This window comes from Spongorhabdus nitratireducens (genome assembly GCA_947387575.1).
Classification (GTDB): domain Bacteria; phylum Pseudomonadota; class Gammaproteobacteria; order Pseudomonadales; family Endozoicomonadaceae; genus CANDOC01.
This window is the reverse complement of record CANDOC010000004.1, coordinates 29,802-46,460: the sequence shown is the minus strand read 5'-3', so window position 1 is coordinate 46,460 and position 16,659 is coordinate 29,802. Positions and strand designations below refer to the sequence as shown.

Annotated in this window: 10 protein-coding genes; 2 read left to right on the top strand and 8 right to left on the bottom strand. The window is 51.0% G+C overall.

Translation table 11 applies throughout. The annotated features are described in order from the left end of the window. Window positions 1-43: 43 nt before the first annotated feature. The 8 genes from ACYZZ0_RS08675 to ACYZZ0_RS08640 form a co-directional block, all read right to left on the bottom strand. On the bottom strand, window positions 44-1,069 hold the full coding sequence (locus ACYZZ0_RS08675) for an arginine N-succinyltransferase (protein WP_461536218.1): 1,026 nt from the start codon (window positions 1,067-1,069) through the stop codon (window positions 44-46). Window positions 1,070-1,074: 5 nt separating this feature from the next. Then, on the bottom strand, window positions 1,075-2,340 hold the full coding sequence (locus ACYZZ0_RS08670) for a hydrolase (protein WP_461536217.1): 1,266 nt from the start codon (window positions 2,338-2,340) through the stop codon (window positions 1,075-1,077). A gap of 183 nt (window positions 2,341-2,523) precedes the next feature. Next, entirely contained in the window at window positions 2,524-3,924 is a 1,401-nt protein-coding gene (locus tag ACYZZ0_RS08665; RefSeq protein ID WP_461536216.1) for a DUF1501 domain-containing protein, read from the bottom strand. Next, on the bottom strand, window positions 3,921-5,633 hold the full coding sequence (locus ACYZZ0_RS08660) for a DUF1800 domain-containing protein (RefSeq protein ID WP_461536215.1): 1,713 nt from the start codon (window positions 5,631-5,633) through the stop codon (window positions 3,921-3,923). The genes ACYZZ0_RS08665 and ACYZZ0_RS08660 overlap by 4 nt, the downstream gene beginning before the upstream one ends. Window positions 5,634-5,932: 299 nt before the next feature. Continuing rightward, complete coding sequence (locus tag ACYZZ0_RS08655; protein WP_461536214.1) at window positions 5,933-6,862, bottom strand: SDR family NAD(P)-dependent oxidoreductase; 930 nt, start codon at window positions 6,860-6,862, stop codon at window positions 5,933-5,935. 143 nt (window positions 6,863-7,005) lie between these two features. Beyond that, entirely contained in the window at window positions 7,006-8,232 is a 1,227-nt protein-coding gene (locus tag ACYZZ0_RS08650; protein ID WP_461536213.1) for an aspartate aminotransferase family protein, read from the bottom strand. Between the two features lie 201 nt (window positions 8,233-8,433). Then, complete coding sequence (locus tag ACYZZ0_RS08645) at window positions 8,434-13,260, bottom strand: NAD-glutamate dehydrogenase (protein WP_461536212.1); 4,827 nt, start codon at window positions 13,258-13,260, stop codon at window positions 8,434-8,436. A gap of 347 nt (window positions 13,261-13,607) precedes the next feature. Next, entirely contained in the window at window positions 13,608-15,176 is a 1,569-nt protein-coding gene (locus ACYZZ0_RS08640) for a long-chain-fatty-acid--CoA ligase (protein WP_461536211.1), read from the bottom strand. A 311-nt stretch (window positions 15,177-15,487) separates the two neighbouring features. On the opposite strand from ACYZZ0_RS08640, the gene ACYZZ0_RS08635 reads away from it, so the two are divergent. Both ACYZZ0_RS08635 and ACYZZ0_RS08630 read left to right on the top strand, forming a co-directional pair. Continuing rightward, window positions 15,488-16,054 (top strand): YeeE/YedE thiosulfate transporter family protein, encoded by a 567-nt coding sequence (locus tag ACYZZ0_RS08635; protein WP_461536210.1) that lies wholly within the window; start codon window positions 15,488-15,490, stop codon window positions 16,052-16,054. Further along, a complete protein-coding gene (locus ACYZZ0_RS08630; protein ID WP_461536209.1) occupies window positions 16,055-16,627 on the top strand; it encodes a DUF6691 family protein in 573 nt (190 codons plus the stop codon). Window positions 16,628-16,659: the final 32 nt, after the last annotated feature.

The window sequence follows — 16,659 nt, the reverse complement described above, 5'->3', positions numbered from 1 at the left end:
CTGGGCTGCAGATGATAAGCAGCCCGGAAAACCACATAAAAACTTATAAACTTACACAAGCAACTGAATGCTTCTTTTCAAGCTGTAGCAAATCTGCTTCCAGCGGCAATAACCGTGGTTTCTGCTGATCCAGTGTAGTTAACAAACAGCGGAAATTTTTCAGACTGTTGTTGGTCACAATACTCTGGGTTTCAGCTTTGCTGATATCACCCACTGATCGCACATTCTCAGCATCAAATTCAAAGGGCTGAGTGCGCTTCAGCGTCAGCAGTTGATCGACTCTGGCTTCAAGTTGCGGGCCACCATCAAAAATATCGATACAGCCCTGAGCCCTGAAGCCCTCTGCCAGCAACCGGTCCATCACATCATGCCTGCCGGGATGGACTTCACCGATTGCTTTCTGAGCCATTTCGGTCAGCATCGGAATATAGATCGGATGCTCCGGCAGCAGGTCAGCAATAAACGTCTTTGCCCTGATACCTGCCAGATACATCGCCTGATTAATATCCATACTGAAAAAGTGCCGTCCCAGACTCTCCCAGAAAGGCGATACGCCTTTATCATTCCGGGGACCCTGCATCTCCGCCAGAATACGATCACTGAAACGTGACCGGTGGGCATTGATAAACAGTAGTCGGGCACGACTCAGCAAGTGCAGGCTGTCCCGGTTATGAAACTGGGGATCAATAAAGAATGTGCACAGTGCAGAGGCACCTGTGTACTCATGACACAGTCTTAACGCCGGAATACGGTTATGCATCTGCATTTCCGGCGATGCATGGACTACAGATTCTTTTCTGAAACTGTAAAAGGGTGTTTTCAGACCAACCCCGGAATCAATCCCGGCAATACCCCGCACCCGGCCGGTTGTCGTATCTTCCAGCACAAAGTGGTAAGTCTCACCACCGGGTTCACGGATATCAGCTGCAAGCGCATGGCGGGTATCGGCCACCAGCTCTGCCAGATAGTCCCGGTTGGCCGGCAACGTTGTCACCAGCCCCCGAGCCATTACGGCCAGCTGTTCCAGTGCAGGAAGATCTGAATACTGAACAGGACGTACCAGCCACATATCCCTTATCCCTGCTGCTTGAGCCAGGACAGATCTTCGCTACTGGCCAGCTTCATCAGCATCAATGCACTGAGCTTGGCTCTGGGTACCAAGCTGTTTGCCAGCAGGTACTCATCTGCACTGTGGATTTTGCCGCCCTGTACACCCAGGGTATCAATATTAGGTACGCCGGCTGCAGCCAGATTGTTGCCGTCACAGCAGCCACCGGTTGGTTTCCACTGGATACTCATATCCAGGTCGGCACCACACTCTTTGGCCAGTTCAAACAGTTTCAGGTTGGCACCTGACAGTACTTTCGGTGGACGGGTAAAGCCGCCTTCCAGTACCAGCTCGATGCCATCACGCTGATTAATCTTGTCGATCAGTGGCTGCATGTTATCCAGGCACCACTGTTCATCTTCCGGCTTTTCAATACGAATATTGAAATGGAATACCGCATTGTCCGGCACTACGTTGGTTGCACCACCACCGTGGATATAACCCGGATTGATGGTAACGCCTTCACGCTGACCATTCAGGTCATCCAGTGCACTGACAAAGTCACACAGGGCTCTGATCGCATTACGACCTAGGTGATGTTCACGACCCGCGTGAGCGGCACGACCCTTGGCAATGACCGAGAAGTTACCACTGCCCTTGCGTTGTCCGGCCAGGGTACCGTCCGGCATGCTGGGCTCGTAAATCATGCCCAGGTCGCATTGTTTTGCCGCTTCAACAATCAGCGGTGCAGAACCCTGAGACCCGATCTCTTCATCCGGGTTAAACAGGATTTCCCAGCCGACCTTGTCAGCCCAGGGGCTGCGTTCCAGTGCTGCAATAGCACGCATCATCACGACCAGGCCACCTTTCAGGTCGGCAACGCCGGGACCATTCAGGGTATTGTCATCCAGCCAGGTTACTTTCTGGAATGAATGATCTATCGCAAATACGGTATCCATATGGCCGCAGAAGAAAATCTGCAGCGGAGCTTCCGGACGTTTACGCACACGCAGTGCCTTGCCCAGCTCATGAAAAACTTCATTGCCGTTATCATCGATTTGCTTGAACGGAGCAACTTCAATGACTTCCTGTTCGCCACCCAGTACACCAACCAGCTCGGACAATACTTCACGAACCTGATTGACGCCGTCTGCATTCAGACTGCCGGAATTGATTTCGGCCAGTCGAATGGTATCGGCCAGCATGCTGTCTTGCTGGTCATCCAGCCACGACAGCCAGCTCGAGAACGAGTGGTTATTCATAGAGTAAGCGGCTTTTTTGTTGTTAGACATGCCACCATTATAATGAGTAAAAACCGAGAGCTTCTGTCGGTAACGCGACAGAAAGTTTCAGAAACCGGACAGTTTTGAGGTGTAAATAACCTTGGAAAGAGTATGGATACGCAGCGGAAAACGGTTTGAATAACACCAAACCCGCAACTCCAGACTGCAGGTTTGGTGTCCAGAAGATTACTTTCAGGCGTTAATAAGCCCCAGTAATCCTTCGCCTGTTGCAGGCTTGTAGAAGTTACCCAGGTTGGGGAACAGCGTAGTCAGGTCATTTCTGTTGACGCCAAACCACATGGCCAGTTCGGCATAGACCTGATCGGTTGAAGTGGTTGGAATCAACACTCCGTCACCTACATCCAGATCGCTGTTCAGTGCCAGGGATGGATAGTCACCGAGCACCTTGCCACCATTCACCGCTTCACCCATTACCATGATATTGCCGCCCCAGCCATGGTCAGTACCGTTGCCGTTGGAAGTCAGGGTACGGCCAAAGTCGGAACCAGTAAAGGTCACCACTTTGTCAGCAATATCGAGTTCATTCAGAGCGGTTTGGAATTCACCCATGGCCTGGCTGACAATACGCAGCATCCGGGCATGACTCTTCAGCAATTCATCATGGTGGTCCCAACCGATATAGCGCAGGAAGAATGTCTGTTGAGGCAATCCCAGGTCGGCAGAGGCCTTGATACTGCGAGCCACCATCTTCAGCTGTTTGGACAGGTCTGAATCAGAGAATCGAGTGCCCAGGTTAACCTTATTCACCGCACTACTGAAGGATTCATGCTGGCGCTGTGCAGTACGGGTAAAAGATGCGTAGGTCTGTTTGAAAGGACTGTCATACCGGCGGTTCAGAACACTATCAACCGAGCGCTGCAGAATCCGGTCAAACTCACCATTCTGATCCTTGAACAGCATACCAACGCTGCCTTTCTCCGTAATGGCATAGCTGGTATCAACAGCACCGTTCTGCATGATATTACTGCCCGCAAGGGAGATATTCATCGGTACCTGACCGGGTGTTTTATCCGGCTGCAGCACATCGGCAAAGGCACCAAACCAGCCACGATTGATCCGCTCACCTGGACGTGAAGTCTGCCAATGGCGGAACTGGTCGGAATGCGACATCAAACCAACCGGCAGACGACGGGTATTGCTGTAAAACTCGGATTTGCTGACCCGTTCGATCAGGGGGCCAACATTGGCAACAAATGACAGTTTGTTGGTATTAAACAGCTGCTGCACTTCCGGCATGGACGGATGCAGGCCAAACATTTCGCCCTTACCGTCTTCAAAAGAATTCAGAGGCAGCAGTTTCTGTTCAGGCAGTGCCAAGTGGCCCCGGGTGTCGGAATATTCCTTGTATTCCGGCGCAGACATCGGCACCAGCATGTTATAGCTGTCGTTGCCACCATCCAGCATCAGGAAGACCAACGCCTTCTGCTGCGGTCGCAGATTTATCGGCGGCTCCTGTCGGGTGCCTGCCATCAGCTGTGTTCCCGGCAACCCTGACAACAGCAGGGAAGAACCGGCCATTACAACACCGGATTTTTGCAGAAAGCTGCGGCGAGATAATTGAGATCCTTTCATGCTGCAGCCTCCAGTACGGCAAATTGGGGAGAAATGGCAATCATAAAGACGACTGTCTGAACCACCCATACAGCTTCATCCGGATAGTTCGATACTGCACCATTGATATCCCGTTTCACATCACACTTCTTGCTTCCGGTCAGCAATAGACTGACATGTTCAATCAACTGATCAATCTGCCCCTTTCGTGCCAGTTCCAGTTCAAATGAAAAGTCCGGTGCAAGTCTGTTGGCACCACTGGCATGCAGCGTATCCGGATCAAGCTCGACAATATTTTTATGTGAGCGGGATATACGGGTGCTAACCAGTGGGAAGTAGTCGCCAAAGAACCAGTAATACATGGTGTTGATATAGGCAACAGATGTAGCAGAGTTGTGAAGCTCGAACTCCGGCGCAACCTGCCTCTTGTTTTCAATCGGACCGTGAGGGGTATAGTCCGGCCGGTAAAAGTTGAAGACCGTTGGGGAAGCAAGCGCCAGTTGTCCGAGTGATTCCTTGATATCATCACCCACCAGCCACAATTTGCCGGACTGGTTTCTGACATTGAAAGCACGTAATAACTGGGAAACCCGCAGCAGCGGTGATTTGAGTTTTTCAGGGCGACGGGCTTCAGGGTGGGTCAGAATGGTACGCACAACCGCAGCCATATTACCCTTGGAACCAAACTGGGCTGCCACGGCCTGAATATAGTTTGGACTGGGGTTCGAGGTGACTAGCTGCTGAATCAGTTTGCGGGCGATAAACGGAGCTGTGCTTGGATGGGAAACCAGCGCACTGACTGCCTGCTGAATATCTGACTTGCCTGACTGACCGGGACCAATACTGATACGTCCCTTGAGTAGTTTCTTGGCGCCCCTGTCATGGAACTTTTCATCCACAAGCATCGGGCTGATCATATCTACAAACGGGATGGTTTTATAAACCTTGCTGACACCGTCCGCAAACTCAACCGGTGTATTGTTGTACGGGAAAAAGCCGGTGTTCCATTCATACAGATATCTGGCCGCTTTCAGCCCGGTAAAGACCCGTGCCATTTCCTTAATATCCCGGTTGTCATAAGTGGGGATATCACGCCCCTGTTTATCTTTCTTGCGGCTGCCATCCTGATTCAGTTCGAACAGCCCGATACTGAACAGCTGCATAATCTCCCGGGCATAGTTTTCATCCGGGTGAATATTTTTTTCAGGATCAGCCTTCTGGTTATTCATATGGGATAGATAAACACCCATACACGGGTGCATCGACACTTCATAAAGAATATCGCTGTACTGACCAAAAGCGTGCTTATAGAAAATGTCGTAGTAGCTGGCCATAGCGACTGCATCCAGCTCCAGCTGTGAGTTTTCTGATATGACCAGAATCTCGCTGAGTGCCAGTGCAATTCGATGCCTTAGCAGGTGTTCACTGATTGAGGGAACAGACAGCACCTTATGCCACCAGGCCATCCGGAAATACCAGTTGTAGGGCAACGCCGGATTATTACCGTCACCATCAATAGCTTTCTTGCCGTGTGCTCGAACCAGACGACGCCGAAAGTGTTTCCAGATTTTGTTGGTTTCCTGCTGATAGCTATCATCCGGCGTCAGCTTCGCCTTGAACTGCCGGTCAAGCCAGGCATCAACGCCCTTATCAGCCACATCATCAATGGCTTGTTGATCAGCCCCCAGTGTGGCCTGCATCAGAAAGCTGGCCGCAGTTTGCTTATTCACGGTTGGTGACTCCTCCATTCCCGCATCGGAGCCCCATCAGATAATATGCGCACTCCGTAACGATACAAAAATGTATCACTGAGAATTCAAAGGGTCACTTGGTAATTAGCCTGTCAACTTGCTCCAAATCAATTTTTCATCAAAATCAGTAAGTGCTTGCCCTACTTTTGCTGATGCAGGTTCTTATCAAAAACCTGTCAACATTTTATAGCGATCGCAAGACTGGCAGAAACAAGTGTTTGATAAAACAGCAACCTGAAATTTAAAAACAATGAAGATTAAACTGTCACACCTTCTTTTCAATCATTACATCTGTAGTATTGATATGGATCCTTGGGTGCAACCAGAGACTTACCCGTTATGTCACAACCTCGCCCCCGATACGTCTGTGTATCTGTTTCATTGGTCTGAATCCTGAGAGGTAGCTCTCCAGATTCATCCTCGATTACAGCTTTTATTTTCAACGCAACATCCCGTGGATCCTGCCCATTATCCAAGCCTCTTGTCAGGACTTTTTCAAAACCGCCCCATAAAGTAATCAAAGAATCTACAGCTGGCTTATTCAGTTTACAGCCATCCTTGAAACCTGTTTTGGTAAATCCCGGCTGAATCAAATGACAACGGATTTTGGCTTGATCACTGAGTTTTCCTACGTAGCCATATAGAGCGGCACTGGCACCTTCCAACCCGAATTTTGATGCTGCGTACACATCCATAAACGGAGGACCCACCATACCTGCAACCGAACTGACATTAATAATACAACCTTCCAGATGCTCCCTCATTGCAGGAATGAAATGCCGCATTAATAAAAGTGGTGCTATCAGGTTAACTCTTATTTGGTAGGCAATATCATTCGGGTCCAGTATTTCCAGAGGACCATAAACAGCCATACCGGCATTATTTACAAGAACTGATACAGGCCGGCCCACATCATTATCAAATTGAGTTAAGAACTCAGAAATGGCTTTTTCATCTGACAAGTCAACCTGATGCATTGTCACATTATTGATTGCTGGAGGAGGGCCCTGACGGAACGTACCATGCACTTCATATCTTGCAGAGTCCTCTGCCAACAGTTTTACTGTTTCCAGACCGATTCCTTTAGATGCACCTGTGACCAGAACAATTTTTGGCTGTGCTGAAGCTTCTTGTATAACCAGAAACAACAAGCAGCATCCGATCCATAAAAGCCATGAGTTCCAGATACGTCCAAAATTGCCGTGCATACTTTTTGTGCCTTTTAAAATTATTTTTTAAAAGTAGCAGCTATTGTGGTTTATGAAGGCGTGGCATCTGGAAGAGCTGAAATATATTGAAATGAACCAGCCTGAATAGAATCAGGCTGGTTTTACGGACAGAAACTATCGACTTAAGCGTCAGCGCCTTCAGCCACAACCTTGGCTACCGCACGCTCCAGACGAATCATACCTTCCTTGATATCTTCATCCGAAATGATCAGGGACGGAGTCATACGCAGTACGTTAGGGCCGGCTACCAGCAGCATCAGACCTTCTTCACGGGCAGCTGCCAGGAAGCGCGGACCTTTGCCTTTCCATTCGCCTTTCAGCTCGCCACCAACCAGCAGGCCGCTGCCACGAACATCTTCAAAGATACCGTGCTTGGCACCGATGCTTTCCAGGCCGTCAACAAACAGACCGAACTTGCGCTTGACGTCAGCCAGCAGCTTTTCATCGCTCAGGGTGTTGATCACTTCCAGAGCAACTCGACAAGCCAGCGGGTTACCGCCATAGGTGCTGCCGTGAGTACCCATGCCCAGGCTTTCAGCAATCTTGGCAGTGGTCAACATGGCACCAACAGGGAAGCCGCCGCCCAGGCCCTTGGCGCTGGTCAGTACGTCCGGAGTTACGTCCATACCCATGTAGGCATACAGTTCGCCAGTACGACCGGCACCGGTCTGAACTTCATCAAATACCAGCAGGGCATTGTGCTGATCACACAGTTCACGAACACCTTTAACGAATTCCGGAGTTGCCGGAATGATACCGCCTTCACCCTGTACCGGTTCCATTACGACAGCGCAGGTACGGTCGGAAATGGCTTCTTTCAGTGCTTCCAGGTTGTTGTATTCAACGTGGGTAATACCACCCGGAGCCGGTTCGAAACCTTCACGGTACTTCTTCTGACCACCGACGGATACGGTGAACAGCGTACGACCGTGGAAGGATTTTTCGAAGGAGATAATTTCGTTCTTTTCCGGACCGAAGTTATCGAATGCATATTTACGTACCAGCTTGAAAGCCGCTTCGTTAGCTTCCGCACCGGAGTTACAGAAGAATACACGCTCGGCAAAGGTCAGCTCGGTCAGGCGCTTGGCCAGTTCCAGAGCCGGTTCGTTGGTGAATACGTTGCTCAGGTGCCACAGGTTATCAGCCTGATCTTTCAGGGCTGCAACCAGACGCGGATGGGAGTGACCCAGCGCGTTAACGGCAATACCACCGGCAAAATCGATAAATTCTGTGCCCTGCTGATCCCAGATACGGGAACCTTCACCACGAACAGGAATAATGGCCGGCGGATTGTAGTTGGGTACCATTACATCGTTAAAGGTTTCCCGACTTACTTTTACTTCTGACATTTTACTTATTCCTTTTGTCGTGCTTAGCCAGCTGCACTCGGGGTTGAATCCAGCTGCCTCGTTCTTTTAATACGGCAGAAACTGCCTTTAAAAACTGCCTTTTCAGCAGGACTGGGGCCTGACTGATAACAGCGATTTGTTATTCATGAACCCTGCTCTTCCTTCCCGAAAAGCAGGGTCTGTATTGATTGCCTGGCTGGGTTATGCCGCCATCAACGACAATGCCTGAATAGCAACAGAGAGCATGGCCAGATCACAGTGTTCAGATACCTGAATATCGTCCACTGTCTGCTGCCAGCGCTGCATCTGTGACTCGTTCTCACTCAGCCACTGATCCAGCTGTGACAGTTCACTGTCATTGTCCTGCTCTGTCTCCAGGACTCCGGCACAGTTTTCACTGAGGCAGCGATCCAGCTGATCACGCAATGAAATCTGGGCCTTGCGCTGCCAACGGTCGGCTGCCGGCAATTTGCGGATTTCCTCACGCAGCCATGGCAGTGACAGGCGATCTTCCAGACTGAAGTAAGCCCGTGCAGTTTCGATGACATCCTGCTGCTGGCGCTCGCTGATCTGGAGAATATCCAGTGCATGATAGGTATAGCGCAAGCCGGCGCAAGTGGTTGCCAGCTCGGAAGACAGACCCGCATCTTCCATACCGTTACGGCGATCGCGCATAACCGCCTGCTCATGCTCACCCAGCATATCTTCCAGCTGCTCGGTAATCAGGGCCGTACCGGAACGATAACGCTCGATCAGGGCAGAAATGCTCAGCTCGCCCATATGGGTCCGCAGCAACCAGGTCGAGGTTTTCTCGATATGGTGCTGAATCCGCATCTGCTGGAAGCGCTGGATACCGTCATCACTGTCAAATCCGGCCGCCTCAAACTGGCGCCACATCTCCGGAATACCGAATACCCGGCAGGTAATGAAGAAGGCACGTACCGCATCCAGAGATGAGCAGCGAGTTTCCTGCTTCAGCTGGTCGAGATAGGTCGGGCCCATCCGGTTGCCAACAATATTGGCCAGATGTGTTGCCAGAATCTCGGCTTTCAGCGGATGCTCAACAATCTGGGCTGCAAAACGCTCCCGCAACGGTGTCGGGAAGTACATCAGCAGCTCTTCCATCAGGTCTTCATCCTGAGCAACACCTTCCTGCACCAGCTCATCAAACAGTTTCAGCTTGGCGTAGGACAGCAGCACAGAGACTTCCGGACGGGTTAGACCTTCACCGACTTTCAGTCGAGCCTTCAGCTCACGGTCTTCCGGCAGACTTTCCAGCTCACGGTTCAGACGGCCACTCTTTTCCAGGCTGCGAATAAAGTGACGGTAATCATTCTGGACATCACTGTTCTGATGTACACACAGGCTCAGCTGCTGACTCTGCAGGAAGTTATGGCGCAGTACCAGTGCAGCGACTTCATCCGTCATATCTGCCAGCAGTACATTCCGCTGCTTCAGGGTCATATCACCTGCAGCTACCAGCTGATTCAGCAGAATCTTGATGTTTACTTCATGGTCAGAGCTGTCCACACCACCGGAGTTATCAACCGCATCAGTGTTGATCAGGCCACCATGACGGGCAAACTCGACCCGCGCTTTCTGGGTCAGACCCAGGTTGCCACCTTCACCGACAACCTTGACCCGCAGGTCAGTAGCGTTGATACGCACCGCATCGTTGGCCCGGTCACCCACTTCAGCGTGAGTCTCGCTACCAGCTTTGACATAGGTACCGATACCACCGTTCCACAGCAGATCAACCGGAGCCTGCAGAATGGTCTGAATCAGTTCCGCCGGCGTAAACTCAGCCTTGTCAGTATTCAGCGCCTTGCGGGCTTCTGCACTCAGGCGAATGGACTTGGACTTGCGGCTGAAGATGCCGCCACCGCGGGAAATCAGCTCGCGGTTATAGTCATCCCAGCTGGAACGCGGCATCCGGAACAGGCGCTGACGTTCCTGGTAACTGCTGGCAGCATTCGGGGTCGGATCAATAAAGATATGCATATGGTTGAATGCCGCCACCAGCCGGATATGGCCGGACAGTAACATGCCATTACCAAATACATCACCGGCCATATCGCCGACACCGATCGCGGTAAAGCTCTGGTTCTGGGTATCCAGCCCGGTTTCCTTGAACAGTCGTTTCACCGACTCCCAGGCACCACGAGCGGTAATACCCATCTTCTTGTGGTCGTAGCCCTGGCTGCCACCAGAGGCAAAGGCATCGCCCAGCCAGAAGCCATAGCTTTCGGAAATTTCGTTGGCAATATCCGAGAAGGTTGCAGTGCCCTTGTCGGCCGCAACTACCAGATACGGATCATCGCCATCGTGACGGATAACATTCAGCGGCGGCAGCAGCTCACCGTCCTTCATATTGTCGGTGATATCGAGCAGACCGGAGATAAAGGTCTTATAGCTGCTGATACCTTCCGCCAGAATCTCTTCCCGGCTACCACGTACCGGTAACTGCTTGGGAATAAAACCACCCTTGGCACCGTGCGGAACGATAACCGCATTCTTCACCATCTGGGCTTTAACCAGACCGAGGATTTCAGTCCGGAAATCTTCCCGGCGGTCAGACCAGCGCAGGCCACCACGGGCAACTTTACCGCCGCGCATGTGAACCCCTTCAACCTGCGGGGAGTACACAAAGATTTCGAATTCAGGACGAGGCAGTGGTGCTGCCGGAATCATGTTCGGCAACAGCTTGAAGGACATATAGCTCTTGGCATTGCCTTCTGCTGTTTGCTGGTAGGCGTTGGTGCGCTGCATGGCCTGAATCACACTCAGGAAGTGGCGCAGAATCCGGTCGTTATCCAGGTTCTCGACTTTTTCCAGCAGTGCTTCGATGGTATTGCTCACGCCTTCAATAGCGGCTTCGCGGTCACCTTCCAGTGCCGGATCAAAGCGGGTTTCAAACAGGGTGACCAGATTACGGGTAATCGCCGGATTATCATTCAGCACCTGTTGCATATAGGCCTGACTGAACGGTACCTGCAGTTGCAGCAGATATTTGCTCAGTGCCCGCAGCAGATTCACTTCACGCCATCTCAGGCCGGCATTGACTGCCAGTGCATTGAAACCGTCGTTTTCCAGCTCACCACGCCAGGTGCGGATAAACACTTCCTGGAACTGCTGTCGTACTTCTTCGCTGTCCAGGGTCTGGCCATCAGCCAACAGGATACTGAAGTCGACACCCCATGCATGAATACCACCACGGCGACGAATCGTGTAAGGACGGGCATTCTGAACCTGTACCTGCATCTGATCCAGAATCGGCATCATGCGGGACAGTGCCAGCGGTTCACCCAGACCCAGTACCCGGAAGTGCAGACATTCAAAGTCGTTCACCGGCTGGTACAGACTGGTGTTCAGCGGCTGCTCTTCAGTCAGCGCTTCCAGTCGCACAATATCGGTAGCAGCCTGACGCGGGTGGACATCTTCCCGGTAACCGGCAGGAAATGCTCGCACATAACGACGATACAGTTGACGACCAACCGCCTCACCATGCTGTTCGATCAGTGCCTGATGCAAATGGTCTTCCCAACCCAGCATCACTTCTGTCATCCGCGCTTCGAGCAGCGCAGCATCCAGTACCTGATCGTGCAGGTCTTTACAGTGGATGGTGAACTGTACCTGGGTCAGCGGGTTGTCAGACAGGCGTACATTAAAGTCAACACTGTGACCCTTGAGCTCTTCCTGCAGAATTTGCTGCAGCGTAATTCTCAGCTGGGTATTGAAGCGGTCTCTCGGCACATAAACCATGGCAGTAACAAAACGGCCAAAGCTGTCCGGACGCAGGAATACCCGCAGCTGTTTGCGCTGCTGACAGTCGAGAATACCCAGAATAGTTTGCTGCAGTTGCTTCTGGCTGGCCTGCAGCAGCTCATCCCGCGGATAGTGACTGATAATGTGACGCAGTGCCTTGCCGCGGTAGCTGTCTTCCTGTTCGCGGGCATGGGCCAGCAGGCTGGTAACCTTTTCCCGCATCAGCGGAATATTTTCCTGCGGGGTATCATAGGCCTTTGATGTAAACAGACCGTAGAAACGACTCTCACCTACTACCTGACCACGATCGTCAAACTGACGAATAGCGACATAGTCCATATGGGCCGGACGCTGAACGGTGGAACGGGTAATGGACTTGGTGATAACCAGCAGTTCAGGCGACATCAGTCGCTCTGCTTCATGATCGGACAGAATTCTGATTTTCGGGCTTTCCCGCACTTCTTCACGGAAGCAGCCAAGACCGGAATTGTCGCGAATGACCAGACGAGTGCAGTCATCGGAGGCATCAAAATCATAGAAGCGGTGACCGATAAACAGGAAGTTGTCCTGCTTCAGCCATTCCAGGAAAGCTTCTACTTCTTCGACCTGCTCCTTTTCAACCGGCAGGTCGGTACGCTGGCATTCTTCAACGGCCTTATCCATTTGCTGCTGCATGGCTGGCCAGTCTTCAACAACACGCTGCACATCACCAACCACCAGCTCGATATTTTTAACCACATCGGCCAGTGCTTCTTCGTCTGGCTGACGGTCAATTTCGATCCGGATAAGTGCTTCTGAGATACCGGTTTCAACATCCGGCTTGTGCAGGGCTACCAGCTTGCCGATGCTGTCACGGACAATATTGATAGTCGGGTGGTTAAGTTCGTGTACGACCAGATCCTGACGGTCCAGCTCCATCAGAACGGAAGCCACCAGGAAAGGCATATCATCAGCGAGAATCTCGATCACGCTGTGAGTGGAATGCCAGTGGTGTTCTTCAGGCTCTGGATTGTAGGCCCGGACCAGCGCTTCAGCAGGCTTGCGCTGCTGAATAAACTGCCACAGGCAGAGGAGTGAACCATAGCGGTCGTCAATGGACTGGCTGGACAGATCACTCAATGAGTGACGTCTGTAAAAGTGCTCTGCAAGATTACTAGCCGATGTATGTTCTTCTTCTGGCATGCGCTCTTTCAGCCAGGACTGAAGTTGTTCGACAGTGATTCTGCGGATATCCGTATAACTGTTCATAACATCCCGGGTCATAGTGGCTTCCCCTTATGGAGGTAAAGCGCCACTTGAACCTTATCTCCAGTTGATCCTTTAATGATCTCAACCGGATTATCCACGAAACCCAGATAAGTATTTTTCATAATGCGACAGGGACTTTCACCAGCCTGACATACCGCAAGGCAATATCAGCGAAAAAAGGACAGACCAACCCACCAAGGATAAACCGTTCTGTAGGTACTGATGCTGAATTTTGGAAATCGAACGTTGAGGAGTGGTGTTATCGTCGGAGAGCCTGATAGAAGTGAAGGCTGGAACTACAACCCCATGCCCCCCGGTGAGGCTGTAGTTCCATTAAAAACGCTTTATCAGTATTTGATAAGTCAGTCGGCTTGTTTCAGTAACTCCCTCAATTCCCGCTTCAGGATCTTGCCGGTTGCGGTCATAGGCAGTTCATTGAACATCTGTACCACTCTTGGGTATTTGTGCGCTGCAATACGCTCTTTAGCCCAACCGGTAATCTCATTGGGGCAGGCATCTACACCATCATGAGGTACAACACAGGCCATCACTTCCTCGCCATGAACATCATGAGGAACGCCCACTACAGCCACATTGGCTACATGAGGATGGGCCATTAGTACTTCTTCCAGCTCGCGGGGGTAAACGTTGTAGCCGCCCCGAATAATCATGTCCTTCACCCGGTCAACAATATACAGATTGCCTTTCTCGTCCATGCGGCCAATATCGCCGGAATAGAACCAGCTGTCCTTGATGGTTTCAGCAGTTTTTTCAGGATTATTGAAATAGCCCGCCATAATGTTATGGCCACGGATCAGAATCTCACCTTCTTCACCTGCAGCAACCTCATTACCGTTTTCATCAGCGATACGAATATCAATACCGATAACCGGCTGTCCCACCGAGCCAGGAATACGCTCCAGATGCAGGCTGTTGAAGGCGGCAATAGGTGAAGTCTCCGACAGGCCATAGCCTTCCAGAATCGGCGCATTGAATTTCTCTTCAAACTGGCGCATGACTTCAACCGGCATTGCCGCGCCACCGCTGACGCAGATCTTCATATTGCTGGCGATTTTTTCCAGATCAAACCGCTCTGCCGCATCCTTAACACTCAACAGTCCGATATACATGGTAGGTACACCACAGAACTGGGTAGCTTCTTCCTTTTCCATTAACGACAGCACGGTTTCCGGATCAAAACGGGGCACCATAATCAGGGATGAACCGGCACTGATACCCGCAACCATTTGCACCACCTGTCCGAACACATGAAACAGCGGTAATGTCAGCAGCAGCCTGTCATCTGCAGTGATGCTTACCTGCGTCATGGCCAGCATACAGTTCATTGTAATATTGGTATGGGTCAGCATTGCACCCTTGGGATACCCGGTGGTTCCCGAGGTGTAAATCAGCACGGCCAGATCGTCATTGCTGCGGGGCACATAGTCAAACTCACCCGGCTGTCCCTGAGTCAACGCTGTCAGCGTGGCAATACCATCCAGCTCCATAGCGCTCTGGTCTTGCGCTGCCATCACAAACATTTCTTCACAGCTATCGACCTGCTCAAAAGCTTCCTGTCCCAGTTTGCCCATGGGAAGCTCAGGCGTGCCTTCAAAACAGAAGAAGAATTTGGCGCCACTGTCCTGCAGGTGGTATTCGATCTCTCTCGGACGCAGCAAGACGTTTAACGGCACCACAATGCCGCCCGCTTTCAGTACGCCATAATAAACAACCGGAAAGAAAGGCAGGTTAGGACAACTGAGTGCAACCCGATCTCCCGGCTGCAGCCCGCGAGCTATCAGTCCAGCTGCTACCTGACTGGCAGCAGCATCCAGTTCGGAGTAACTGATTCTGTCGTTATTGCAGACAATAGCGGCTTTGGAAGGATACAGCTTGGCATTACGCTGCAGGAAGGCGGCAATATTCTGCATAAGATACAACCTTTTTTATTATCGTTATCGGGATCGTGATTCTTGTGCTTCTGATTGTGATGCAAGACGTCTGATGAAGCTTTTTATTTGTGTCCCGCTTTATTATGCGACACCAGCCTAACTGACCTCCCGGTACAATCCCATGACCCAAACGGTCACACGTCTAACCCAAACTGACAAACCCTGAAAAACGCTACGTAAATTCGGGTTTCACATTTCTTCTATACTTTACATTAGGAAAATCTAATATATGATAAGCGCATATATCTTTTGCCTATAAATATCATCACAAAGGCAAGGAAGGAGGGTTTATGAAGTTTCTTTATAAACAACAGTGGAACTGGAAGATCAGTGGTCTAGCCCTGGGGCTGACTTTCTTGCTGGCTGTACTGTTGGTCAAACCTATCGGTGTTTCCACTCAGTTTGTCATATTTGACGGCATTGTCTGGAACCTGTTCAGTGATGTTGTGGTTGAGGATAATTCCAGTAAAACCGGTTATGCCAGCCCCAATGCCTACCTGAATAAAAGCGGAGGTAAATATGCCAGCAATATCGCTAATCCGCTGAATTACAGTTTTGTCTTTGTGCTGGCGATGGTACTGGGTGGTTTTGTCGCCAGTCGCATGCAATCCAATGCCTCTGAAGCTGATAGCAACAATCTTGCCGTAACCTGTGACAAGCCTGACTCGAAGCGCTATCTCACCGTATTTTTCGGTGGTGTACTGGTCCTTTTTGGTGCCCGGCTGGCCGGAGGATGTACCAGTGGACATATGATGAGCGGCATGATGCAGACGTCACTGAGTGGCTATCTTTTTGCGATGGGGGCTTTTGCTGTGGCCGTCCCTGTTGCGATGCTGATGTACCGGAGGAACGCATAAATGAATATTATGCTCGCAATTATTGTCGGCTTCCTTTTCGGTTTCGTGCTGCAAAAAGCCGGGGCCGCCAGCCCGGCCAAAATCATCGGCATGCTGCGGCTTACAGACCTGCACCTGATGAAAGCTATTTTGCTGGGTATTGGTATAAGCAGCCTATTGCTGTTTACTTTGCTGTCAGCAGGCATCATCAGTGGCAATCATTTAAGTATTAAAACATCTTATATGGGTGTTATCGCCGGTGGTGCTATTTTGGGACTGGGCTGGGCAATGGCTGGCTTTTGCCCAGGCACCAGTCTGGTAGCCGCAGGCGCCGGAAGAAAAGATGCCTTGTTTTTCATAACAGGCGGGCTGGTCGGTGCAGGTATTTTCACCCTGAGTTACGGTTCAATACAGAACAGCTGGTTATTTGACGACCTTGGAGGTAAAGCGACGCTGGCCACAACCGGAGTTGAAAAATATTCCGTCATGCTGCCGTCATTACCTGCATTATGGGTTGCAGGAGCCATTGCTGCTGTATTCATCATCATTGCCGTGCTGTTGCCAGCTTCAACAGCATCTTCTGAAAACGCCTGAAACCAAAGTCATCATCAGCACCTGACTGATGA